We start from the raw sequence: 23,801 nt of genomic DNA on the forward strand, positions 1-23,801 counted from the left end.
TAAAATTATATCTATTTTATCATTTGATTAACATTTTTGTGCTTCATATGTACTAGTTAGCTAAACCAAGACAAACATGATTCCATCGAAGCATGTCTTATTTGCGGGTTCCTTTACTCTTGTACATTAATCGGATAATCAGCAACGACCTTTCCATTTTGATCGACAACAAAAATTGTTACTTTGCCAGCTTCTTTAAATGTATAAGCCGAGGCTTGAAATAGTTGTTCAATATCATGCTTTTCTTTCAGTGCTTCAATGGAAGCACCCTCCATAATCGATAAGCTTGGATTCCAATTCTCTTTTACACCAGAAGGATAATCAACAATTAGCTTCGTTCGAAAGGGAGTAAGATTTTCCCAAGATACGAAATACAATTCGATTTCTTCACCTTTCTTCGGTAAACGATCAGCAAAATAACCGAACTCTCCAATGTCACCAAATATTGTATAATCCTTCCCTTCAACTTGTATGTCAAGAAAAGATGGTTGATACGTAAGGTAATGGTAAATCCCGTAGCTAAAAGAAGCTATCGATATAACCGAAAGGCCAATGATTAAGTTACGAAAACTACCCTTGTTAAAACTGCTCATCAATGCGGAATATGGAGCAAATTTAGCTGCAAACAATAGCACGATAATTAAAAGCATGAATCCAAAGCCTATCCATATATACAAGTGTATCCACCTTCCTTTTCATTTACTTTTAAACCTTGAAATTTTACTAATTCAAAAACACACCCAAACAGTTTCGTTGATAAATTCTAGATAACGTTTACAATACGTATATACGATAAAAGCATTCAAAAAGTTTCAGTAATAATATTAGAAAGAGAGAGTGTAAGCTTTGAAAATTACTGCTAGAGCAAATTATTACATATTAATGATCGTTGTATTTGGCGGATTCTTAATGTTTGGTATTTCAGAAAATATTAAAGGCCCTGCCCTTCCAGCTATTCAAGCAGACTTTCAAGTTAGTGAAGCCAAGCTTGGTATTCTACTAGCATTAAATGCATTAGGCTTTCTAATTGCCTGCTCCTTTACATCAACATTAATTAACAAAATTGGACTGAAGCTAACGAGCGTTATCATGTTCGGATCAATGGCTATCTCAGGATTATTTATCTACTTATCTAGTAATTACGTTATTCTATCAGCTTCTTATTTCTTTCTAAATATCGGGAATGGAATGCTGGAAATTAGTTTAGCCATTATTGCGGCTCGAATATTTACAAAAAACACTGGAACAATGCTCAATCTATCCCACTTTTTTTATGGATTGGGCTCTACGGTCGCACCTATTTTTGCTGCGTCAATGATGGGTTGGTACGTTATGAACGCGGAGCTTGGTTGGCGTGGAATGTACTTAGTGATGCTGTCTTTTTCCCTTATACCAATCATTCCGGTTTTAATTAGTAGATTGCCGAATGAAACGGCTGAAAAGGAAGACCGAATTTCACTAAAAGGTCTATACCGAGATCCAATCGCATGGTTAATTGTTGTGGCATTAACCTTTGGAATCATAGCAGAGCTTGGAATGGCTAGCTGGCTCGTTAACTATTTAGTGAAGGTGTACGGCTGGACATTGGATGATGGTTCTGAACTGCTATCACTATTTTTCCTATTGTTTATGTTTGCAAGATTACTGCTCGGACCAATTACAGATAAATTTGGATACACGAAATCAATTATTATTTTTTCTGCTTTTTCAGGAATGTGCGGTCTAGCAGGAATTCTTATCGGAGAAAAAGCTGCTATTCTATTCGCAATTGCAGGGATTGGTATCGCACCTGTGTATCCAACGATGATGGCCTTACTAGCCAAACGTTATCCAAAAGGAACAGACACGGCAATCACTTTTACAGTAACCCTGATTGGTATTGGTAGTGTAATTGGAAACCTTTTAATTGGGTTTATTATTGATATCGTAAGTTTATTATCTAATAATAACATTCTTGGATTACACGCCGGCTATGGGTTTATTTCTATTTCTGCCCTCGCCTGTTCGGCTAGTTGTGTAGTTATTTATGTGGTATTGCGAAAAAATAATCAGGTGATATGACGCATGAATAGATTACTAAGAAAAGCGCTAGTTGGAGTTAAAATGAAAACAAGGCTCCAACTAGTCAAATTGATTCATGTATCACTTTTTTAATTAGAATCACCTCTTAGCCCATCTCTTATAAAAATCACCCCTACAACAAACAAACTTATACTAATGAACAATGGAATAACTCCACTAGTCTTTTGTACATAGTGCCAGTATTGATTGAATGTAGACTCCCAAGGGGTGGTTCCATAAAATAATATGGACACAGATAGATGATAAAATCCATAGACAATAGCCGATGCGATAATTCCAGAAACTCCAATTATAATTTTTTTCATCCTCATACCTCCCAATACAATTTTTTATATATGAATGGCAACTCTACAAACGTATCAGCAAAATCCTTTTTAAGTTCTACTTTTCTTCCATCCTAGATAAATCAAATGAGATCCAAAATATAAGACGACAATAAAACCGATAATATGTAGTAGAGATGAAATATAAGGTGTAAAACCTTCAAATATTTGCTGCCGTAAAGGTAAAACCATAAAAACAAGACCCACGATGAAAGCAAAAAACTGACTAATCATTCGTTCCATTATCAACACCCCTCTCTTCTTTTCCATTATATAAGACGTTGTCAGCAACACTTAAGTTTCAATGTTACCAATGATTAAAGTACGTGCTCAAAAACTCAGCAAATTAGAAGCAAGCAAGTCGATATGGTTAAGCTTCTGAGGACCGGAATTGCACATGATGTGCTTACTTCTACGATGTGCACAGGACGTGCACGTTCTTAGCAGAAGTTCCCCTGGTGCTTTTTACTACATGAGTACCGGAAGAACGAGCCAACGAAGAGATGGGACGCTTATCTTTGGTGTTTTTTTAAACATCCTCTTAAAAGGAGTTTGTGATCCTAAATTATTGTTAATGCTTATCATAAAGTTTCAGAATTGGAGGCAAACGGTATGGAATCAAAATATGTATATGAATCTAGAGTTGTGAGAACGAGCAGGATTTTTCCAAACGATGTTAATAACCACAATACATTGTTCGGTGGTAAATTAATGAGTGATGTGGATATGATTGCATCGATTTCAGCTGCTAAACATTCAAGAAAAGATTGTGTAACAGCATCAACTGACTCCGTTGATTTTCTAAATCCTATCACACCAGATGACTCTGTTTACTTTGAATCTTTTGTTACGTGGACAGGAACTTCCTCGATGGAAGTGTTTGTTAAAATAATTGCAGAGAATTTAAGAACTGGGGATAGAAAAATAGCTGCTACATCTTTCATAACATTTGTTGCGCTAGATGATGACGGTAAAACATCCAACGTTCCAGCAGTAATTCCCCAGACCGAGGAAGAAATAAAATTACATGAATCAGGAAAGGAAAGAGCTGAATTACGTAAGGCACATAGAAAGGCCAGTAAAGAATTAGCTGGTTTCTTTACGACCAAAAAAGCGTGGGAATAGAATGTATGATCAGAGAGCGTATTTCAAACCTAATAATCGGCAAGAGGGAGTTGTTACTCATGCATTAGCAATTCCCTCTTTTTTATTTGTACTGGATTCTCTTCTGATATAATTTCACAATATTAAATTTGTCGCTAAATCTTAGTAAATCCCTTTTGCATTAACAGGTAACTTTCTAATATGTTCAAGGTATTCCGTCATGTTTTTATCATCAGCAGCTGGATATGAAAAATTTAATAATTCAGCTACCTCATTTGCTAACAGCCGAAATAGTTCAGAAGCTGTAAATACTGCTTCCCACACGTTATCATAACCGCTGTCAGCATACGTCTTTTCATATAACTCCCAATACGACAATGGAAGATATTTCTTAAAATACTTTCCCATCTTTCCTGTTGAAACGCTAAAGTCATGTCGGGTACCAACCCACCAGGAAACCATTTCATTAAGCCTTGGTCTGATCACCTGTTCAAACATTTGCTTTGCATATGGCAATTCATCACGCCAAATTCCTTTCGCAACGTTTTGCATGCACCACCAAAAATCATTGCAGCAACTATAAAACATAGCTTCTGTCGGCTTTTTAACATGATAGTCAATGTCAGTGGGAGCAGAAATGGGTGGGAGAATGTTGTCCTTATCTAGTAACGGAACAGTAAGCTTGTCACTAAGAAATCCTTCAGTCATAGCTTCTTGTGTTTCAATATGAAGATCGATCCGATTTCCATCTGTAAAAAGCATTAAGTATCCGTAAGATTTATCAAAATTGACATCCTTACCAACAAGATAATCCAGTTTATCTGGTTCTTGAATCATCAACAAATCACCAAAAACATGGATCCATTGCTCATCTTTTATAAAAGAGGTGGTTTCTGTTACTACGTAAACAATATCATAATCTTGGAATATATCTTTTGGAACGTTGGGATTTGTTCTAGAACCATTCATATAGACTGCTCGAATTCGTTCATCTTTTTCAGCTACTCCTAAAATCAAATCAAACATTTCTTTTTCGCTTCTCAATACCATTCACCCCAAATGTCTAAATATTCCCACTACTGTTATTAGCATTTTGTTCAGTATAGTCAAGTTGATGATTTAAGGGACCAGTAAATTTCAAAATTATTTCTTCTACTTAACCAGTAACCCACTAAAAAGATAGAGAAGTAAATAGGAAAGGAGTAAAAACTATTCCAATTTATTTCTTTATATAGCCCTATATATTCAAAAAATGGCTCACCAATAAATGCAGTAAAACCTGCAAAAACCCCACCTTTCAGAAAAGGAGATATGGAAGGCTTATATTCGATCAGCACCAATATAGCAACAGGCACAAGCGTCCCGTTCCAAGGTTCATATGCTGGTATCCATGGTATCAACTCATAATAGTAAACCCATAAACCTAATTGCACACCTAAAAAATCAAAAAAAGATGATATTATCGTGATACCAAAGCCAGCAAACAGCATTCTATTCCTGCTTTTTTTATTATGGAAAAATGCCCAAACCACCCAAGGAACGATACTTAAAACAATTCCTAGCCACCAGAGGGGGGTGAAAACAACATCTTTCATCCATAGTTCAATCATTTCGGACTGTGTTTGGTCAACTGATCTATATAGTTCATTGGTTTTCTCTATATATGTTTGATTCATAATTTGGTAGTATCCTTTATGTTTTAGTTATATTTTCCAGTTTAACTCCATTATGTTTCATATATACTTCCCCATTTCCATTAAAAAGGAAGGAATTGTCCTAAAAATAGTGACAATCCCTTCTTTTTCAATCAAACGTATAAAAGTTTTTTATTATTTGTGCAAACTGTCTTGCAAAAGCATAGATATTTCAAGCACCTGAAGCTTTTTTAATTGCTCACCACGTGAACTATCTTCTTCCCCATTAGCTGTAACATCCGCTACTTCGTCAATAAAACGATTGGGATCCCATTGCTTCCACTCTTTTAATGAAGGATAAATATTACAACCTTCCTCATACAACTTTTCAAACAAAGGATATTGGCCTACCATTCGAAACCAATGTTTAGCATTACTAAAATCGCCTTCACGTCTGTGCATGATTCCATGCCAATAGCTTCCTATAGCTTCCGGTATTTGTTGTGAAATAGAATGAGAAGCATAGAGATCATCATTCCATAGAAGCAAACCAGAACGTGTTGCCTGAGCTGCAAGTGGTGATGGGTCTCCCTTTCCCGTTAACTCTTGATCTGATAGCTCTTCAATTGCTTTTGACAATTCAGGCTTCCATATTTCTTTTGGACAAAGTGGCGGCAGTGGACTTCTTTCCTCAAACCTTTGAATAAGTGACGCGGTTTCATTCATAACAATTCCCACCTTTATTATGTATGATTTATCTGAATTATATCAATTTTATAAAAATACTCCAATCGATAACGCTTACAACTAAATAATATTGCTTGTGATCAGCCCTAACATTCACGAATTATAATTGAAATTGATTGCTAATCATTTGTGCTACTTCCTTAGCACTCAAATTTGTATTATTTATTCTTAAATAATTTTCTAGTTTAATTTCACCTTCTTCTGAATTCAATCTAAGACTATCTATCGTGCTTAATAAGTTCTGCTCAGATTGTTCAATATTTCTTTTTGTCGGCTTTTGTTCAAGTCTATTTGGTGATTTATTCCGTTTAAGCCTTTCATCTACATCAGCTTCCAACTCTACGAAATATATTTCAGCTCCTTGAGAATTAAACGTTTCACATATTTTATCAACAAAATCCCAATCTTCTTCTTGATTAAATGCCCACACAAAAGTAAAAATCATTCCATACTCATCACTTTGTGAAAAAGACTTAAATATCTCCTCTCGAAATAAGGTAGATAACCTCCACATTTCAGCACTGAATCCGAAAAATGGTTCTAACAAATCAATTGTCATGTGATTATGAAATAGTTTTAACTTAGTAATCTTTGATAACTCTTGACCCACTGTCATTTTACCTACTGCTTGAGGTCCAAATACTAAAACAAACTTCATTAGTTTCCCCCATCCCTATTTGACGTTTTATAAAATCGTTTCATAAGCCATGATTTTATGCTATCATCCTTAAACGAAATAGACCTACCTTTTTTCTGCATCAATAACTCGTTTCATCATTGTTTTTCATTAATTAGTCTATAGATACTTACACAAAAAAATGTAAGTCCTACCAAAAACATAATTCCACCTAACGTGATGTTCGATAAAATAAACCCCTCTGTAATAGTTCGGAAATCATCTGCATCCATACTGCCCCCCATTGATGTACGCAGATACTCATTTGCCAAATCTGTACCACGATCAACACTATTTTTTAGTTTAGAAAATCCAGTCAAGGTTAGCACTATTGTAAAAATAATAAAACCGTACCAAATGATATTCTTCATAGTTATCCTCTTCTTTCTCAAAAAATTGTTATTTTTAAAATATATCTTTGTTATATCAAAGATCACAAAATCCCCAACCCTAGATAAATACTTTAACCTCTATAGATATAGACGATTCACACTTCAAAACAGTTCCGTTTTTTTCAAAATAATTTAGTTTCAGAAAATATAGTATTTTCATCCTACCTGCATTACAATGAAAACATCGTCTAATTATAAGGAATGATTCCATTCTTGGCGAATCTATCAAAAGAACAAGTTAAAAATAAAAAGGATGACTAGATACATATGGGGATACTCTTACTTTTACTTAGTACTTTAATGTGGAGCTTTGTCAGTATATTAGTGAAGGCGGCTTCTTTCACGGTAGACAGTTATACAATTACGTTTTTGCGATTTTTTCTAGGTGTTATTTTCTTGTTTTTATTTATTTGGATGAGTAAAAGAAAAGTCAAAATCACTTGGAAATCAAAGTGGATTTGGTACGGAGCACTTGGGAAAGTAATGAACTACCTTTTTGAAAACTTTGGCGTTTCTATTGGATATGCGTATGAACAAATTTTAATAACGCCATTTTTGACCATTTTCATGCTGCTATTTTCTATTTTTTATTTTAAAGAAAAAGCGACGTTCCTCTCATTGGTATCTGCGGCGCTTTGTATTTCTGGTGTTTTTCTTATTAGTTGGAATGGACTGCCAATGCATGAACTATTGGAATTTGACCTCTTTTTGACGTTGATATTTGCTTTATCTGCCTTTGGAGCCAGTTTCCATTTCGTTAGCCAAAAGGTGTTGATTCAAAAAATGGATGCGGTTGACATGAATTTGTCAATCTTTCTATGGTGCAGCTTAATAACAACACTCCCGCTGCCGGCTCAGTTTGAGTGGTCGGGTGATTTTAATGGAATCTCTATTTTTGCTTTGGTTGCTTTAGGCTTTATCACAGGGACCAGTTTTATCATTTATTCAAAAGCATTGAAACAAGTATCTTTTTTAGTTGCTGCTATACTTGTTAATTCCAGTGTATTATTCACATTATTTTGGTCATGGCTGTTTTACAATGAGCCGATCACCATCTATGTGATTGTGGGATCACTACTATTCTTAATAGGTATGATTTTATTAAGTTTACCAGCAGCAAAGATTTCGAAACAAAAAAAAGTGGTGAAGGAACCTGGCAACTAATCACTGACCATGATTTCCTCCAATGAATTTTTGATAACGTGTAAAAAAAGTAAAAAACAGCTTTTACTTAATTGGGGCAACAACACAATTCTCTCCATTCTAACATATAGTACATTAGAAAAATGCGTAATTTCCTGTAACGGGAGGTTGCCGAACGAAAAAACATAAGCATGTAGGGGAGAGAGAAAGATGATAATCCATGTCGTTCGTAGCGGTGAAACACTTTGGCAAATAGCTAATCGCTACAATGTAAAAATGAACGCAGTTGTAGTGGCAAACGAATTACCTAACCCGAATCAACTAGTGGTTGGGCAATCCCTAGTTATTCCTACACCTGGAACATCACACATTGTCAAATACGGAGAAACATTATGGTCGATTGCCCAGCAGTATGGAGTGCCGATTGCATCTATTGTTCAAGCAAACCAGTTAACAGACCCTAACGTACTCTATCCCGGAATAAATTTAATCATTCCACCGATCACTCACCAGGTTCAGCCAGGAGAAGCATTATGGCAAATTGCCAATCAATACGGAACAACGGTCCAGTCGATTATAAATGAAAATCAGATTGAAAATCCTAATCTGATTTATCCTGGAACTTTGTTAATCATTCCTAGACCAAAACCAACAATTGATGTTAATGCATATACCTATCAGTCACCAAACGAAGCAGTAGAGTCTATTAACGAGGTAGGAGATTTACTGACTTACCTAAGCCCATTTGCATACTTGATAACAGAGGATGGAACACTTTCGCCTATGAGGGATGAGGCTATGATTCCTGCAGCTTTAGAAAAAAATGTTGTTCCAATGATGTCGATCACAAATTTCACTACAACATCCGCTGGTTCAAACTTAGCTCACGTTGTTTTAGAAACACCTGAATACCGGCAAAATCTAATTACTGATATCATTCGAATTATGGATAAAAAAGGATACCAAGGGGTAAATGTAGATTTTGAAAATGTCCTTCCAGAAGACCGAGAACTATATAATAACTTTTTACAAGAGGCGGTCGACCGTTTACATCCATTAGGGTATTTCGTCTCAACCGCAGTTGCACCGAAAGTAAGTGGTGAACAGCCTGGTTTACTTTATGAAGCACATGACTATGAAGCACACGGAAGAATTGTCGATTTTGTTGTACTGATGACCTATGAATGGGGATACCGTTTTGGTCCACCACAAGCCATATCACCAATCAATCAAATGCGACGTGTTGTTGACTATGCATTGACAGTGATGCCACCAGAAAAAATATTTTTAGGGTTCCAAATTTATGCACGGGATTGGCTCCTTCCACACGTTCAAGGACAGGAAGCAGAAACCTTTAGTCCGCAAGAAGCCGTAAGACGTGCAGTTCAATATGGAGCAAGGATTCAATATGATACAGCAGCAGCGTCACCATTTTTCCGTTATGTTGATGAACAAGGGCGTAATCATGAGGTTTGGTTTGAAGATGCCCGCAGTGCGCAAGCGAAATTTGATATGGTTAAGGAATATAATTTAGCTGGAATTAGCTACTGGGCATTAGGGTATCCTTATCCGCAAAACTGGGAGCTCCTTGAAGATAATTTTAATATAAGAAAATTAATGTAAAAAAAACTAGCTCGGTGATAAACCGAGCTAGCTTTTTTAAGCATAATGTAGTCGAAGGGGTCTGACCCCCTCAGAGATCAACTTATTTTATAAAGTGAGATAATACAAAAACGGCTGGTGAATTCCAATAAATCGTAATCTCATTTGTTGCATAACTGTCAATATGGTCAATGAAACACGCTGGTGGAGAGTTACCCCTTAATGTTTGTTTAGAAATATCATCCTGCAAATTTTTATTTGGTCCTCCGGATACAAAACCAGGCACTGGTTCCATAACATCATCACCTACAGACGGGCGATGATGAATATGCTTCACTGGTTTATCACCAAAACCAGTTACATAACTAATATCAAGAATGTTGCGACCTACCAAATAGTGAACATGATCTAAAGCACTTGTTTCAAATTCCTTCATTCCTTCAAAATAAAAAGCAAATAATAACACCATTGCATGATTTAACAGCAGCATATTACTTCCCCATATGTAATCATTTTCGGACAAGGAAACAAAGTATCCATCATCCTTACTTCTTTCAATTAATCGATTAGCTTCCTGTTTCCAACCTTGTTTCAAATGATCATATAATTTAGGTTCGGCATTCTCCCTTCCATTCAATAGATAAGCAAGTGTACCATAGCCACCATCATCCGCCCAGCCTAATTCGTACTTTGGAAACGTAGCATTTGCCAATTCCTTAAATGCATGATGATATACCCTCTCACCAGTTGTGCGAAATAGCTCCGCTGCAGCCCAATAACGCTCATCCAAATCCGATTGATCACCGTATTCCCCTGTACTAATTTCAGGTGGATTTTTAAAGCTCGGATATTCTGGATTATTCTCTAACCATTTCCATGCAAGTTTTGCAGCTTCTAAACAACGAATAGAAAATTCTTGATTATACTCTCTATACACACGTGAAGACATGGCCATAACAGCAGCATAAGTTGCTGTTGCAGTAGCAGATATTGGTGAAAAATATAAATCACCATTATCCTGTTCAGGCATCACATCTAAACCAGGAAAGGTTAAAGTTGTTAATTTATGAAAAACACCGCCAGTTTCAGCGTCCTGCATTTTAAATAACCAGTCCAGTTCATACTTACACTCATGAAGTACATCAGGTGTTCTACCATCAGATTCTGGAATTGGAAGAGTCTTTTCAAACGCAGTTGGATATATCTCAAATGCTAACAGCAAATCAGCTATTGCCTTTGCTCCTGCGACCGTGTACTTACCGTAATCTCCCGCATCATGCCAGCCACCAGAACTATCTAATCGATGCTTTGTATCTCCATAGACGATTCCTTCCTTTAAATGGCATGCTTTATGCTTCCACGGACCTGCAAATTCTTCTTCCAAGTCCATGCCACACCGCAAATAATAAAATGCTTTCAATAATCCCTGCTGGAGTTTCTCATATGGATTACTGTCAATCATAAATGATGCTGATTTCGAATTCCCAACCATCACATAATAAGTACCAGTTGTTTGCAAAGATGAGAAATCTCCATGGAAAACTTTCGAATTACTCACTTTGTCAAAAACAGGCCCAGTTAGCGCTCCTTGGTACACCGTTTCATTTGTTCTTTCATTCATCACCTGAAATACTCCACTATCATTATTAGTTATGATCGCGATTTTCTTTTCGTGTAAAGGATAACCGATTTGATTCACAGTAATCGATCGAGCGGCTTTTTCTTTCATCTGATCTCCTCCTTAATAAACCCTTTTGTTATATTTGTTTTCAAAAAACTAACAATTTTGTTTATCATTTACAGTTTATACTATTTGTTAATTTTTTCCTAGTAATAAAAAGTAGAATTAAAATAATTCAGATAATACACCAATGTCATGCGTATAGAAATTTGGGATTGATCGATCAGAATAGCTAGTTATCTATTAATTAACCTAAGGTTAACTTGTCGTTCTTACCTTTCATTGATTTAATTTTGTGTTTGGATATCAAATATTTCGCTTAACCATTTTGAATCAAACATGTTATGATAAGATTGTCCTCAATATTGACATAATGAATGATGCTCGCAAAGGGATGTGATGGAATGGACATAAAAAAAGCCTATGAAATTCTTGGCGTTTCCGAAAAAGTAACGATGGAAGAATTAGAAGACCGCTTCATGATTTTAGTTAAACGACATAAAAATGCTAGTCAACTATCCAATGAGGAAGAAACATCAGAACTTGATCAAATAAATGAAGCATACTATATTATACGGGCACATTTACTTGGACAAGATGAAAGCGCTGCAAATGAAACATTTAAGGAAAAACTTGGACATTTTATCTATTATTATAAGTTCCATGTGGTTGGTGGAATCATTGGTTTGATATTAATTATATCTTTTATTTCGTCCATCGTAGAGGGACAAAATAATAAAATAGACCTCCCTCCTGCTGACTTAACAATTGTTATGTTAGGAGAATATCAGATTGACGATACTTTACCGATTCAAGAGAAGCTAAATCCACTTTTCCCGCAATGGGAAACGCTTCATATTGAATTGTTTTATCAGCCTAGTGAAATGAATTCAGAACACGATATGGGGATTATTGTTAAAAACCAAGCAGAATTATCTCAATTAGATTTAGACCTATTAATCTTAGATGAACATCAATACTCTGTTTTTGTTGAGCGCAATTCCTTCGTATCATTGGATCATCTATCTGATGGATTAATAGAATCCGTTGGTCAAGATAAGTTATACTACGACCAGGCAGAAGAGGATACACAAGAACACCTATATGGGATTGATCTTGCTGATAGTACCATTTTTGATAATGTAGATGATAGGGAAAATAAAATTGCCGTCATCCCTAAAGGACAAGAGAGTATAGAAAAAGCAGAAACATTTATTACAACTGTTTTAGAAAGTACAATAGAAGAATAGATGTTTTTTTGGATATCAAAACGACCAGTCGAGGGAGAAGCGCCTGATCATAAATGTTTAAAAAAGGGAGGGAGCAATCGCTCCCTCCCTTTTTCTCAATCCTATTACCCTATCGGACTTTCACTTCTATATGGGCTTAATTGATTCATAAATTCATTAAATTCAGGAATATTCATTTGTTGAGCTGAATCAGATAGTGCAACAGCTGGATCAGGGTGTACCTCTGCCATAATCGCATCTGCACCAATTGCTAGTGCGGCTTTTGCTGCTGGAAGAAGTAAATCTTTTCTTCCTGTAGAGTGGGTAACATCAACTACTACCGGTAAATGAGTTTCTTTCTTCAAGATTGGAACTGCTGAAATGTCTAACGTGTTTCTTGTTGCTTTTTCATAAGTACGAATACCGCGCTCACAAAGAATGATTTGATCGTTTCCTTCTGAAATAATATACTCTGCTGCATTTATAAATTCTTCAATCGTTGCAGAAAGTCCACGTTTTAGTAGAACCGGCTTCTGTACTTTTCCTACCGTTTTAAGCAATTCAAAATTTTGCATATTACGTGCGCCAACTTGTATAACATCAACATAATCTAATGCTTTTTCAACATCGTGTGGTGTAAGAATCTCACTGATGACAGACATTCCTGTTTCATTTGCAACATCTCTTAAGATTTTTAGTCCTTCTTCTCCTAATCCTTGAAAGTCATATGGAGAAGTACGTGGTTTATACGCTCCTCCACGCATCATGGTCAAGCCTTGGTCTTTCATTGCTAAAGCAACAGCCTTCACCTGTTCATAACTTTCAACTGCGCAAGGCCCCATAATAAATCGTTGATTGCCATCTCCAATCTTCTCGCCATTTATATCAACAATTGTATTATCAGACTTTGCTTTTCGTGAGACTAATAGCGCTTTTCGATGATCATCTTCTTGAAGCTCTAAGCTTGCTTTAAATATTTCTTTAAAGATATGTTGAATCGTTGATGCTTCAAAAGGACCGGCATGGTGTTCCATGATTAAATCAAGAGATTGACGTTCACGAATTGGATCATAACGATTTACACCGCTTTTCTTTTTCTGTTTTCCTATCTCTTGTGCAATTTCAGCTCGCTCATTTAACAAGGAAAGAATCTCCAAGTTAATGTCATCAATTTTGTTACGTAATTCTAGCAATTCATTTTGACTCATCATATTTTCCTCCTATTTTTCACTTATTTATTAATTCCTTCAAACTAATTAACTCCTATTAAGAGTTCTAACATAAAACTAAAAAATCGTCCCTGTCGATTTAACGACAGGGACGATTTGAATCGCGGTACCACCCTAATTGTGAACACAAGTTCACCTCTCCATATTGTTAACGATCAATGACCGTCTTTCCCTTCATAAAGATTTCTCTTTACTACGAAAAAGATGCTCCAGGACTGTAATTCATGCTTATCTTTGACTGATTCACACCACCCATCAGCTCTCTTAACACAGGGAGATAAGACACTATTTTGTTCCTTTCCTTGCTTATACGCTATTCAGTTATTGTTTTAAAGAATTAAAAAATCCCTACTGATAACTTAACCAGTAGGGACGAATATATCGCGGTACCACCCTAGTTGTGAATAACATACTTCACCACTTAGACTTTGTTAACGATCAAATGACCGTCTTTCCCTTCACAAAGATTTCTCTTTGCTACGAAAAAGAAGCTCCAGGACTGTAATTCACACCTTATCTATGACTGATTCACACCACCATCAGTTCTCTAAAACAGGGAGATAAGATACTAATCGGTTCCTTTCCTTGCTACACTATAATTAAAAAAACTTTGTATGAATTATTGTCTTATTATATGTTTATTTTCACTAATTTGTCAATACTCTTTACAATATAAATTTAACATTTTCATTAACTCAACTCAACATTGTGATAAACTTGTTGCACATCTTCTAAATCCTCTATTGCGTCAACTAATTTTTCAAATTGTTCCTGCACGTCCTCAGAAAGTGCTAATTCGTTTTGCGCAAGCATTGTAAGCTCAGCCACAGTAAAATCAGTGATACCTGCATTTTTAATTGTTTCCTGTACTGCATGGAATTGATCCGGTTCTGCATAAACGATAACTGTTCCTTCTTCTTCTAAAATATCGCGAACATCGATATCCGCCTCCATCAGAATTTCAAGTACTTCTTCTTCAGACTTGCCCTCAAAACCAATCACAGCCGTTTGATCAAACATGTATGCCACTGAACCACTAACTCCCATGTTTCCTCCATTTTTATTAAAAGCAGCACGCACTTCGGATGCTGTGCGGTTCACATTGTTCGTTAAAGCGTCTACGATAATCATGGATCCATTTGGTCCGAATCCTTCATAACGAAGCTCATCATAATTTTCCTCGCCGCCACCCTTGGCTTTTTCAATCGCACGCTCAACAATATTTTTTGGAACGTTATATGTTTTCGCTCGCTCTAACACAAATTTCAGGTTTTGATTTAGTTCTGGATCTGGTTCCCCTTGCTTTGCCGCAACATAAATTTCCCGGCCAAACTTTGCATAAATACGACTAGTATTCTTATCCTTTGATGCTTTTTTTTCCTTAATATTGTTCCATTTACGTCCCATATTTGTCCACTCTCTTTCAGTCTTTATCCTAATTTCAGAGTACATATGTACCTTTTTCAGTTAATCTCCTCACTATTATACCTTACTTTATAGTTGTTTTGACTCTTTTTTATAGTAAAGATAGATAAAGCACCATCGATTTGGTAAGAAACGATGGTGCTTTTGATTAAATCTGATTAAATATTTTCAAAAAATAATCGTAACACATCTGCTCCACCGATTAATGTTCCTAAGGAGCTTCCGATGTTTGCTAGTACAACGATTAATAAGATTCTAGTTACTTTGTTGTTCCAAAAGCCTTTCACACTATATACGTCTTCTGCTAACGATTCAAAATCCCCTACACTTGGCCGTCGCACAAAGGCTTGGACTAGTCCAGCAAACCAACCAGCTGCTAGTAGTGGATTTAAGGAAGTGATTGGAGCAGCTAAAAAGGCAGTAATAATTGCGTATGGATGCCCTAATGCCACTGCTGTTCCTATTGCAGAAAATGAACCATTCCAAAGAATCCAGCTAATCGTTTGTTGAATACCTGCAGTTGGATTGGCATAAAAGGTATATGCAATCACGGATAGAATAAACAGCGGGATGGCCCAACCGATGATTTTTGGAGCCTTCGATTTAGGTGGTCGCTTCGTCAAAGATTTTAAATCGTTCTCTTTATAAATTTCTTCTTTAATACCCGGAACATGTGCAGCACCTAAAACAGCAACTACCTTTTGTCCAGGAGCATTTTTTATCTTTTGTGCTAAATATTGATCTCGTTCATCAATTAATGGCTTCTTTAATCTTGGAAATGACTGGGTTAGTTCATTTAACATAGATGATAGCATATCTTGAGATTTCATTTTTTCCAAGTCTTCCTCAGAAATCGTATCTTTACTGAAAATACTTAAGAAGACATCCATCATCAATCTTACTTTACCCCAAAGACCAATACCATGCCAAATTCTCGCAAAGGTAATTTGGATATTTCTATCGGCAAGTACTAGTTCTGCACCGATTTCCTCTGCAGACTCTATGCCTTGAATCATTTCTTGTCCTGGTTTAACACCTAATTGCTTTGCCATCCGTTTTTGGAATGAAGAAATCACAAGATTCATTAAAAGCAAGGTAGCTTTCTTTTCTTTGATTACTTTAAATATATCCATATCCTTCCAACGATTTCCATCTACAATCGATTGATACCTCTGTTGATCTAACTCTACACAAACAGAGTCAGGTTGCTCAGCCTCAATAACTTCCTTCACTTGTTCAGCACTTTGTTTGGATATGTGAGCAGTCCCGATAAGAATAAGCTCCTTACCGTCCAAATCAATTCTTGTTATATTTTGTTCTGACATATACTACCTTCCTTTAGATTGCTACATTTTATGACTCATAAAAACATTATACAATATCAAACCAAAACAAAAAGACCATTTTCATGATCTTTTGTAAATAAGTCATTTTCATAATTACAATATCAAGCCGTATATCAACAACATATAGTAGAAAAAATATAAAACATACTATATGTTGTATCTTGTGGTGGTAATAAGGATTATGAAATGAATTAAAATAAAATATATTTTTAAACGTGTGAGCGTTTTACAACTAATCTTTTTTAAAGTTTTCTCTTCTTTGTTTCATCTGATTTTCTTCCTCATTTAAAAATTGAATAAAGTTATTCATCGCAAGGATAGGCTGCTCTTTTATTAATTTCACATATTCCTCTTTGAGGTATTCAGAAACAAATGGACTTTTTTTCACTCTTTCAATCATGTAGTCACTGGACATTTGTTTGATTTGTTCTGTTTTATGCTTGCCTTCCTTGTATAAAGCCAAACCGATCGCAGCAAAAAAACCGTAAACCATTAACATCATTGTTGTATCCTGATTAATCGTTGTTAAAAATAAGAGGGTAAAAAAATTAATGAAGGAAATGGCAATGATAGGAATGGAAAATAACAAGTATCGCGAGCGAATTTTCATCACAGGTTGAATAATTTCATTGATTTTTTCCATTTCCGCTTGAATATTCTCAGGTACCTTGTTTACCATAAAATGAAAATTATTCATCAGTTACACCCTTCCTTCCATCTTTTCTTCCCCAATATCATTTTAGAAAACTTGACATTCCAACGATTATTCACCGTGATAAAGTACTGCGCCGAGTACAAAAAAGGCCTACACCAATAACGGGTAAGCCTTCAAATTAAATACACGAAGACCTACCAGTTTACTAGGCAAGGTCTTACTAACAACACTACAGATCTGTATAACGTAAACCACAAGTCTGTAAAGGATTGCTATTAGTTCCCATATTTTTTATTACTCTAACTATATTCGTACCTGATGTCAAATATTCTTCTGGTATGTTTTTTAGAAAAACTCGACATTCGTCTCGTCCTATAACGAGTGTCGAAGTTTTTCTTATACTTTATTCATAAAAAATTTTACGACGCCGAATTACATCTCCGCTAAGAATTTTATACTCCCTCTTACCGTGCAAAAAAAGAGCAACTCAAAAAGAGCTGCTCTATCCCCTTATGGCAACTTATTTCCTGCCGCTAGGTAAATTTCATACCATTCTTTTCTTGTTAATTCAATATCTGATGCCTTTGAAATGTCTGATAAGCGTTGCGGATTCATCGTCCCAACAACAGGCTGCATATTAGCAGGGTGTCGTAAAATCCAAGCAATTGCAATTGCGGATTTTGTTACATTGTACTTTTCAGCAAGCTCTTTCAGTTTTTCATTTAGTTCCGGGAATTTTTCATTATCGACAAACACACCCTCGAAAAATCCATGCTGGAATGGAGACCATGGTTGAATCGTCATGTCATTTAAACGACTATAATCGAGGACACTTCCATCCCGATTAATTGCCGGATCATGTTGCATGTTCACATTTAAACCAGCATCAATCATTGGAGTAAACATTACACTTAGTTGCAGTTGATTAGCGATTAAGTCCTGCTCCACATACTTTTTTAATAATTCAATTTGCATTGGATTATGATTGCTGACACCAAAGTGACGTACTTTACCACTTTCTTTTAATTTTGTGAATGCTTCCGCTACCTCTTCCGGTTCAACCAAAGTATCCGGCCGATGAAGCAAAAGTACATCTATGTAATCCGTCTTTAGACGGTTTAAACTTCCATCAACAGATGCCAGGATATGTTCTTTTGAAAAATCAAATGAACCATTGCGAATTCCACATTTTGTTTGAATAAACATCTTTTCTCTTACTTGCGGATTCATATCAATGGCATCCGCAAAGATTTCTTCAGACTTCCCGCCACCATAGATATCAGCATGATCGAAAAAATCCACACCAGCATCTAAAGCGTTTTCAATAACTTCAGCAGCATCCTTTTTAGATAACTGATCCATTCGCATACAACCTAGTGAAATCTCGCTAACCTCTAGATTACTAGTTCCTAGTTTAATTTTTTTCAAGATGAACACCTCTATTTCTAAATGATAGTTTCATTATAACATCCTTATTAATAAAATTCCTTTATAAAGGACTAGCCTCACGCGAAGCTTTAAACATAAAAACGTGCCACACAGCTTCATTCTGTGCGACACGCAAAAATACCATTATTTCATTACTTTACACATATCATTCGTAAACTCTACTGGATCCTGGATTGGCAGTCCTTCAATCAATAACGCCTGATTATATAATAGTTTAGTATAAAGCTCCAACTTTTCATTATCCTTGCCAAATGAATCCTTCAAGGATTGGAAAACATCATGATTCGGATTGATTTCTAAGATTTTGTCTGCTTTAATGTTTTGATTGTCAGGCATGGAGTTAATGATTTTTTCCATTTCGATCGACACTTCTCCCTCTGTAGATATACATACAGGGTGTGACTTCAGTCGCTTCGATACACGAACGTCCTTCACTTTATCTCCAAGTACTTTCTTCATTTCTTCAAAAAGGTCTTTATTTTCTTCTTGTACCTCTTTCTTTTCTTCTTCTTCCTCAATGCCTAAATCACCACTTGATACGGACTTGAACTCTTTATCTTTATATTTCACCAGCATTTTAATCGCAAATTCATCGACTTCTTCGGTGAAATATAATATCTCGTAACCTTTTTCTGCCACTACCTCTGTTTGTGGAAGTTTTTCAATTCGATCATAGCTTTCACCGGTAGCATAATAAATATATTTTTGGTCTTCCGGCATTCTTTTCACATATTCATCCAACGTCACGAGCTTTTTCTCCTTGGATGAGTAGAACATTAATAGGTCCTGCAAGTCTTCTTTATTAGCACCAAAGTCACTATATACTCCATACTTCAATTGTCTACCAAACGATTGATAAAATTTTTCATAGCTGTCTTGATCATCTTTTAATAGACTAAGTAGCTGTCCCTTAATTTTCTTTTTAATATTTTTCGCGATTAGCTTCAACTGACGGTCATGCTGAAGAATTTCTCTTGAAATATTAAGAGAAAGGTCCTCTGAATCTACCATCCCTTTTACAAAACTGAAATAATCAGGCAATAGATCAGCACACTTTTCCATAATTAACACACCGTTAGAATACAGCTCTAATCCTTTTTCAAACTCCTTGGAATAGTAATCATATGGGATTTGTTCTGGAATAAATAAAATAGACTGATATCGAACGGCACCATCAACACTAATGTGAATATGCTTTAACGGTTTATCAAATCCATAGCGTTTTTCCGAATAGAAATTTTCGTAATCTTCATCGGTTAATTCATTTTTATTTTTACGCCAAATTGGAACCATGCTGTTAATCGTTTGCTCTTCGATGATATCTTCATACTCGTCTTCTGACCCTTCTTTTAGCTTGCTTTCGATAACATCCATTTTAATAGGATAACGGATAAAGTCAGAATATTTTTTCACAATAGTTTTTAAGCGATATTCCTCCAAAAATTCATCATAGGAATCATCTTCTGTGTTTTCTTTTAATTTCAAAATAATATCTGTACCGACAGTCTCTTTTTCACCGACTTCAATCGTATAACCATCTGTACCTTGTGACTCCCACTTGTACGCCTTGTCACTGCCTAACGCTTTTGTTACCACAGTCACAACATCAGCTACCATAAATGCCGAATAAAAACCAACACCAAATTGACCGATGATATCTTGACCATCCTTTATCTCATTTTCATTTTTAAAAGCAAGTGAACCACTTTTTGCAATAATTCCAAGATTGTCCTCCAACTCTTCCTCAGTCATACCAATTCCAGTATCAGAGATTGTCAGTGTTAGATTATCCTTATCTGGAGTGATTTTTATGTAGTAATCCTCTTGATTAAAAGTCAAACGATCATCTGTTAATGCTTTGTAGTAGATTTTATCAATTGCATCACTGGCATTGGATATTAACTCTCTTAAAAAAATTTCTTTTTGAGAATAAATCGAGTTAACCATCATTTCTAGTAGTCGTTTAGACTCTGCTTGAAACTGCTTCTTTGTCATTTCAGCCATATAATTGCTCCCCTTTCTATTATTATAAAAATTGTAACATCATTTTACTTTTTTAGCACTCTACGACAATGAGTGCTAACCCATTTTTTATTTATCATATATAGAGAAATATGTCAAGTGACTCAACAAGTAACTTTTTCTGGATAAAATATTAATTCCTGTAAAAAATGCTATTATGTTGAACGAAGAATAATTTGTTACTAACTTCACACCTAGTAATGTATAAATGTTACTTTTGATACAAAACCTAACAAAAAATTAAATTAGAGGGAATTCATATGCCTTTTCTTTTCTTTAAAAAAGGAAATAACTATAAAAAAAAGCAACTGGACAATATTTTAAACAACGATACGTCTGCCAAGATTGATAGTAGCCTGAATAAAAATATATCGAAAATAAAAGAAGATAATGGAAATAGTTCGGATTTAGTCATTCGTCAGTTTGTTATAGGGGATAAACAAGGAACAAAAGCTGCGCTTGTCTACATTGATGGTTTAGTTAAAGAACAAAGAATCGAAGACTACATCATGGAAAATCTTATTTTTGATATAAGGCAAAAAGAGACAGATAATAGCAATCAAAACTTATTTAATTCAATCAAGTCGGTTTTAACAATCGGACACACTACCGATTGTTCTGATTTCACACAAGTGTATCATTCCATCTTTGCTGGAGGAACGGCTTTATTTATTGATGGATTTAATAAATCTATAGCGGCTGGTACATATGGTGGGGAAAAAAGAGCTGTTGAGGAACCTTCTTCGGAAACCGTTATACGAGGACCAAGGGATGGATTTACTGAATCCATCACAACCAATACATCATTAATAAGGCGACGCATTAAGAGTAAAAGACTACGAGTCGAACAGAAGCAAATAGGTAAGGTTACCAATACGAAAGTGGCCGTCTTATATATAGACGGCTTAGCGAAACAAAAAGTCGTTGATGAGGTTTATCAGCGTCTCGACCGTATTGATATTGATGCGATTCTTGAAAGTGGATACATCGAAGAACTTATTCAAGATGACCCTTACACACCGTTCCCTACTATTTATTATTCGGAAAGACCAGATAGTATAGCAGCTGGTTTATTGGAGGGGCGGATTGCAATCATCGTTGACGGCACTCCGTTTGTCTTACTTGTGCCTGCAATTTTAACCCAGTTTATGCAATCTGCAGAGGACTATTACCAACGCTCAGATATCGGAACAATGATTCGAATATTACGATATACTTCGTTCATGATTGCGTTACTAGCTCCGTCCTTTTATATAGCTATTACAACGTTTCACCAAGAGATTTTACCAACTACACTGATTATTAGCTTAGCGGCACAACGGGAAGGAACTCCGTTTCCGGCGATTGTGGAGGCCTTTATTATGGAGGTAACATTTGAAATTTTAAGAGAGGCCGGTGTTCGAATGCCGCGAGCTGTTGGTAATGCCATTTCAATCGTGGGAGCACTCGTACTAGGGGAAGCTGCTGTTCAAGCTGGAATCGTTTCTCCAACAATGGTAATTATCGTATCCATTACCGCCATTACCAATTTCGTTATTCCACACTTTAATTTGGCCATTGCGATTCGCATGCTGCGATTTGGCTTCATGTTTTTAGCTGGAGCATTTGGATTATACGGCATTCTCATCGGAATTATTGCCATGATTCTGCATTTATGTAGTTTAAGATCCTTTGGCGTCCCTTATTTAACACCATTTGCTCCACTTCAGGCGACTGGTCAAGAAGATTCAATTTTACGTGCACCAGTCTGGAAACAACGAACACGACCACAGCTAATTAACAATCCGGAAACAAGACAGAGATCGGATAAACCTGCGGATCTAAAACCGACAAAACCGACCAGAAAGTAAGGTGTTTCTCCGTGATAAAAAAGTTCCTATTTATTCACTTATTCGTATTATTGCTTTTCACGTTAAGTGGTTGTTGGGATAGCAGGGAATTAAATGAAATAGCATTAGCATCTGCTTTGGCCTTTGATAAAGAGGATGATACCATCATCGTTACTGCACAAGTGTTGAATCCTGGTGAACTTGCTAGTGGACAAAGTGGAGCTTCCGGGAGAGTTCCGGTTTCTTCCTACCAGTCATCAGGAAAAACTGTTTTTGAAGCGATTAGAAAAATGACGACAGAACTGCCAAGAAAATTATACCTTTCTCATATACAATACATTGTTTTCGGTGAGGAATTAGCTAAGGAAGGAATTGGTGACGCAATTGATTTCCTTTCACGGGATCATGAAATGCGTAGTGATTTTTTTGTTTCAGTCAGTAGAGAAGTAGAAGCTGGAGAAATTTTAAACATTCTTTCCACCCTTGAAAAAAACCCTGCTAACAAGCTTTATTTGTCCAACCAATCCTCTGCACGAAATTGGGGAGAAACAACACAGACAACGATTGATGAGCTATTAATCAATTTAATGACACACCAAACGCAGACAGTCTTATCAGTCATCATTGTATCTGGTGATCCAAATGATGGAAATGACTTATCCAATGTAGAAAAAGTACAGTCCGATGCGAAGGCTTTATATAGTGGTATGGCGGTTTTTAAGGAGGATCGTTTAATTGACTGGCTCGATGTTTACGAGAGCAGAGGTGTGAATTTGGCAAGGGGCGAAATTCAATCTTCTATTATTACTATTCCTTGTGAGGAAGAGGGAGAGTTGGCAATTGAGATTATAAAAGGGGCTGCCAAAACTTTGGTTAACAAAAAAAGGGAAGAATTAGAAGGGACGAATGAAGTCAATCTTCAAGGGAGAATTGGCGATGTCCAATGTAAGACACAGCTTGATACAAATAAGGATATTAAAAAAATAGAAGAAGATACATCCAAAGTACTTAAAGAAGAAATTAATCGTTCGATTGAAAAATTGCAGTCATTGGAATCTGATGTGATCGGATTTGGTCAATCTTACGCACAAAAGTACCCGCAAGAATGGGAGAAAATAAAAGCAACATGGGGCACGACTTTTGCTGATATGCCTATTAAAATTAACGTTAAAGTAAAAATTTCAAATACTGGCACCACTACGAATCCACTTCACAATGAGTTGGAGGAATAAC

The 23,801-nt window shown here is 35.9% G+C and carries 22 protein-coding genes and 2 other annotated features; of the genes, 7 read left to right on the plus strand and 15 right to left on the minus strand.

Annotated elements, in window-relative coordinates:
- Window positions 1–113: 113 nt before the first annotated feature.
- The gene (locus JOC48_RS06105) at window positions 114–677 is read right to left on the minus strand and encodes a hypothetical protein (protein ID WP_204498191.1); all 564 of its coding nucleotides are present in this window, start codon (window positions 675–677) and stop codon (window positions 114–116) included.
- 205 nt (window positions 678–882) lie between these two features.
- On the opposite strand from JOC48_RS06105, the gene JOC48_RS06110 reads away from it, so the two are divergent.
- On the plus strand, window positions 883–2,061 hold the full coding sequence (locus JOC48_RS06110) for an MFS transporter (protein WP_204498192.1): 1,179 nt from the start codon (window positions 883–885) through the stop codon (window positions 2,059–2,061).
- A gap of 89 nt (window positions 2,062–2,150) precedes the next feature.
- Here JOC48_RS06110 and JOC48_RS06115 read toward each other — a convergent pair whose 3' ends face one another.
- Together JOC48_RS06115 and JOC48_RS06120 are read right to left on the minus strand one after the other, a co-directional pair.
- Window positions 2,151–2,387, minus strand: a complete 237-nt coding sequence (locus JOC48_RS06115; RefSeq protein ID WP_204498193.1) for a hypothetical protein — start codon at window positions 2,385–2,387, stop codon at window positions 2,151–2,153.
- 69 nt (window positions 2,388–2,456) lie between these two features.
- Window positions 2,457–2,648, minus strand: coding sequence for a hypothetical protein (locus JOC48_RS06120; protein WP_204498194.1), 192 nt, complete (start codon window positions 2,646–2,648; stop codon window positions 2,457–2,459).
- Between the two features lie 369 nt (window positions 2,649–3,017).
- On the opposite strand from JOC48_RS06120, the gene JOC48_RS06125 reads away from it, so the two are divergent.
- Window positions 3,018–3,530 carry an acyl-CoA thioesterase gene (locus JOC48_RS06125; protein WP_204498195.1) on the plus strand — a complete coding sequence of 171 codons (513 nt, stop codon included), beginning with the start codon at window positions 3,018–3,020 and terminating at the stop codon, window positions 3,528–3,530.
- Window positions 3,531–3,671: 141 nt separating this feature from the next.
- Here the strand turns inward: JOC48_RS06125 and JOC48_RS06130 are convergent, their stop codons facing one another.
- The 5 genes from JOC48_RS06130 to JOC48_RS06150 form a co-directional block, all read right to left on the minus strand.
- Window positions 3,672–4,553: an aminoglycoside 6-adenylyltransferase gene (locus tag JOC48_RS06130; RefSeq protein WP_204498196.1), complete on the minus strand. Its 882-nt coding sequence runs from the start codon at window positions 4,551–4,553 to the stop codon at window positions 3,672–3,674.
- A 62-nt stretch (window positions 4,554–4,615) separates the two neighbouring features.
- Window positions 4,616–5,185, minus strand: a complete 570-nt coding sequence (locus JOC48_RS06135; RefSeq protein WP_204498197.1) for a CBO0543 family protein — start codon at window positions 5,183–5,185, stop codon at window positions 4,616–4,618.
- Window positions 5,186–5,338: 153 nt separating this feature from the next.
- Complete coding sequence (locus tag JOC48_RS06140) at window positions 5,339–5,869, minus strand: hypothetical protein (RefSeq protein WP_204498198.1); 531 nt, start codon at window positions 5,867–5,869, stop codon at window positions 5,339–5,341.
- 121 nt (window positions 5,870–5,990) lie between these two features.
- The gene (locus JOC48_RS06145; RefSeq protein WP_204498199.1) at window positions 5,991–6,548 is read right to left on the minus strand and encodes an AAA family ATPase; all 558 of its coding nucleotides are present in this window, start codon (window positions 6,546–6,548) and stop codon (window positions 5,991–5,993) included.
- A gap of 116 nt (window positions 6,549–6,664) precedes the next feature.
- Entirely contained in the window at window positions 6,665–6,937 is a 273-nt protein-coding gene (locus tag JOC48_RS06150) for a hypothetical protein (protein ID WP_204498200.1), read from the minus strand.
- A 288-nt stretch (window positions 6,938–7,225) separates the two neighbouring features.
- On the opposite strand from JOC48_RS06150, the gene JOC48_RS06155 reads away from it, so the two are divergent.
- Window positions 7,226–8,122, plus strand: a complete 897-nt coding sequence (locus tag JOC48_RS06155) for a DMT family transporter (protein ID WP_204498201.1) — start codon at window positions 7,226–7,228, stop codon at window positions 8,120–8,122.
- A gap of 189 nt (window positions 8,123–8,311) precedes the next feature.
- A complete protein-coding gene (locus tag JOC48_RS06160; RefSeq protein WP_204498202.1) occupies window positions 8,312–9,724 on the plus strand; it encodes a glycoside hydrolase family 18 protein in 1,413 nt (470 codons plus the stop codon).
- A gap of 82 nt (window positions 9,725–9,806) precedes the next feature.
- On the opposite strand, the gene JOC48_RS06165 is transcribed toward JOC48_RS06160, so the two are convergent.
- Entirely contained in the window at window positions 9,807–11,432 is a 1,626-nt protein-coding gene (locus JOC48_RS06165) for a glycoside hydrolase family 9 protein (protein ID WP_204498203.1), read from the minus strand.
- 356 nt (window positions 11,433–11,788) lie between these two features.
- On the opposite strand from JOC48_RS06165, the gene JOC48_RS06170 reads away from it, so the two are divergent.
- Window positions 11,789–12,634, plus strand: coding sequence for a hypothetical protein (locus JOC48_RS06170; RefSeq protein ID WP_204498204.1), 846 nt, complete (start codon window positions 11,789–11,791; stop codon window positions 12,632–12,634).
- Window positions 12,635–12,738: 104 nt separating this feature from the next.
- Here the strand turns inward: JOC48_RS06170 and JOC48_RS06175 are convergent, their stop codons facing one another.
- The 6 genes from JOC48_RS06175 to htpG all read right to left on the minus strand — a co-directional run bounded on the left by JOC48_RS06175 (window position 12,739) and on the right by htpG (window position 20,712).
- Window positions 12,739–13,821: a bifunctional 3-deoxy-7-phosphoheptulonate synthase/chorismate mutase gene (locus tag JOC48_RS06175; protein WP_204498205.1), complete on the minus strand. Its 1,083-nt coding sequence runs from the start codon at window positions 13,819–13,821 to the stop codon at window positions 12,739–12,741.
- 105 nt (window positions 13,822–13,926) lie between these two features.
- Window positions 13,927–14,154: a binding site (T-box leader), on the minus strand.
- Window positions 14,155–14,207: 53 nt separating this feature from the next.
- Window positions 14,208–14,437 (minus strand) — a binding site (T-box leader).
- Window positions 14,438–14,532: 95 nt separating this feature from the next.
- Window positions 14,533–15,249: a YebC/PmpR family DNA-binding transcriptional regulator gene (locus JOC48_RS06180; RefSeq protein ID WP_204498206.1), complete on the minus strand. Its 717-nt coding sequence runs from the start codon at window positions 15,247–15,249 to the stop codon at window positions 14,533–14,535.
- A gap of 176 nt (window positions 15,250–15,425) precedes the next feature.
- The gene (locus JOC48_RS06185) at window positions 15,426–16,592 is read right to left on the minus strand and encodes a TraB/GumN family protein (RefSeq protein WP_204498207.1); all 1,167 of its coding nucleotides are present in this window, start codon (window positions 16,590–16,592) and stop codon (window positions 15,426–15,428) included.
- Window positions 16,593–16,845: 253 nt separating this feature from the next.
- A complete protein-coding gene (locus JOC48_RS06190) occupies window positions 16,846–17,310 on the minus strand; it encodes a DUF5392 family protein (RefSeq protein ID WP_204498208.1) in 465 nt (154 codons plus the stop codon).
- 468 nt (window positions 17,311–17,778) lie between these two features.
- Window positions 17,779–18,696 carry an aldo/keto reductase gene (locus tag JOC48_RS06195; RefSeq protein ID WP_204498209.1) on the minus strand — a complete coding sequence of 306 codons (918 nt, stop codon included), beginning with the start codon at window positions 18,694–18,696 and terminating at the stop codon, window positions 17,779–17,781.
- Window positions 18,697–18,840: 144 nt separating this feature from the next.
- On the minus strand, window positions 18,841–20,712 hold the full coding sequence (gene htpG, locus JOC48_RS06200; RefSeq protein ID WP_204498303.1) for a molecular chaperone HtpG: 1,872 nt from the start codon (window positions 20,710–20,712) through the stop codon (window positions 18,841–18,843).
- A gap of 287 nt (window positions 20,713–20,999) precedes the next feature.
- Here htpG and JOC48_RS06205 point away from each other — a divergent pair, with 287 nt between their 5' ends.
- Both JOC48_RS06205 and JOC48_RS06210 read left to right on the plus strand, forming a co-directional pair.
- Window positions 21,000–22,589: a spore germination protein gene (locus JOC48_RS06205; protein WP_204498210.1), complete on the plus strand. Its 1,590-nt coding sequence runs from the start codon at window positions 21,000–21,002 to the stop codon at window positions 22,587–22,589.
- Window positions 22,590–22,600: 11 nt separating this feature from the next.
- Window positions 22,601–23,800 (plus strand): Ger(x)C family spore germination protein, encoded by a 1,200-nt coding sequence (locus JOC48_RS06210; RefSeq protein ID WP_204498211.1) that lies wholly within the window; start codon window positions 22,601–22,603, stop codon window positions 23,798–23,800.
- Window position 23,801: the final 1 nt, after the last annotated feature.

The organism is Aquibacillus albus (assembly GCF_016908325.1).
GTDB lineage: Bacteria > Bacillota > Bacilli > Bacillales > Amphibacillaceae > Aquibacillus_A > Aquibacillus_A albus.

Bases quoted from the DNA above. Each gene is read 5' to 3' on its own strand.
- JOC48_RS06150 (WP_204498200.1), bottom strand. From the start codon at position 6,937: ATGAAGAATATCATTTGGTACGGTTTTATTATTTTTACAATAGTGCTA.
- JOC48_RS06165 (WP_204498203.1), bottom strand. From the start codon at position 11,432: ATGAAAGAAAAAGCCGCTCGATCGATTACTGTGAATCAAATCGGTTAT.
- JOC48_RS06115 (WP_204498193.1), bottom strand. From the start codon at position 2,387: ATGAAAAAAATTATAATTGGAGTTTCTGGAATTATCGCATCGGCTATT.
- JOC48_RS06135 (WP_204498197.1), bottom strand. From the start codon at position 5,185: ATGAATCAAACATATATAGAGAAAACCAATGAACTATATAGATCAGTT.
- JOC48_RS06205 (WP_204498210.1), top strand. From the start codon at position 21,000: ATGCCTTTTCTTTTCTTTAAAAAAGGAAATAACTATAAAAAAAAGCAA.
- JOC48_RS06140 (WP_204498198.1), bottom strand. From the start codon at position 5,869: ATGAATGAAACCGCGTCACTTATTCAAAGGTTTGAGGAAAGAAGTCCA.
- htpG (WP_204498303.1), bottom strand. From the start codon at position 20,712: ATGACAAAGAAGCAGTTTCAAGCAGAGTCTAAACGACTACTAGAAATG.
- JOC48_RS06180 (WP_204498206.1), bottom strand. From the start codon at position 15,249: ATGGGACGTAAATGGAACAATATTAAGGAAAAAAAAGCATCAAAGGAT.
- JOC48_RS06175 (WP_204498205.1), bottom strand. From the start codon at position 13,821: ATGAGTCAAAATGAATTGCTAGAATTACGTAACAAAATTGATGACATT.
- JOC48_RS06185 (WP_204498207.1), bottom strand. From the start codon at position 16,592: ATGTCAGAACAAAATATAACAAGAATTGATTTGGACGGTAAGGAGCTT.
- JOC48_RS06110 (WP_204498192.1), top strand. From the start codon at position 883: ATGATCGTTGTATTTGGCGGATTCTTAATGTTTGGTATTTCAGAAAAT.
- JOC48_RS06155 (WP_204498201.1), top strand. From the start codon at position 7,226: ATGGGGATACTCTTACTTTTACTTAGTACTTTAATGTGGAGCTTTGTC.
- JOC48_RS06120 (WP_204498194.1), bottom strand. From the start codon at position 2,648: ATGGAACGAATGATTAGTCAGTTTTTTGCTTTCATCGTGGGTCTTGTT.
- JOC48_RS06190 (WP_204498208.1), bottom strand. From the start codon at position 17,310: ATGAATAATTTTCATTTTATGGTAAACAAGGTACCTGAGAATATTCAA.
- JOC48_RS06160 (WP_204498202.1), top strand. From the start codon at position 8,312: ATGATAATCCATGTCGTTCGTAGCGGTGAAACACTTTGGCAAATAGCT.
- JOC48_RS06145 (WP_204498199.1), bottom strand. From the start codon at position 6,548: ATGAAGTTTGTTTTAGTATTTGGACCTCAAGCAGTAGGTAAAATGACA.
- JOC48_RS06125 (WP_204498195.1), top strand. From the start codon at position 3,018: ATGGAATCAAAATATGTATATGAATCTAGAGTTGTGAGAACGAGCAGG.
- JOC48_RS06170 (WP_204498204.1), top strand. From the start codon at position 11,789: ATGGACATAAAAAAAGCCTATGAAATTCTTGGCGTTTCCGAAAAAGTA.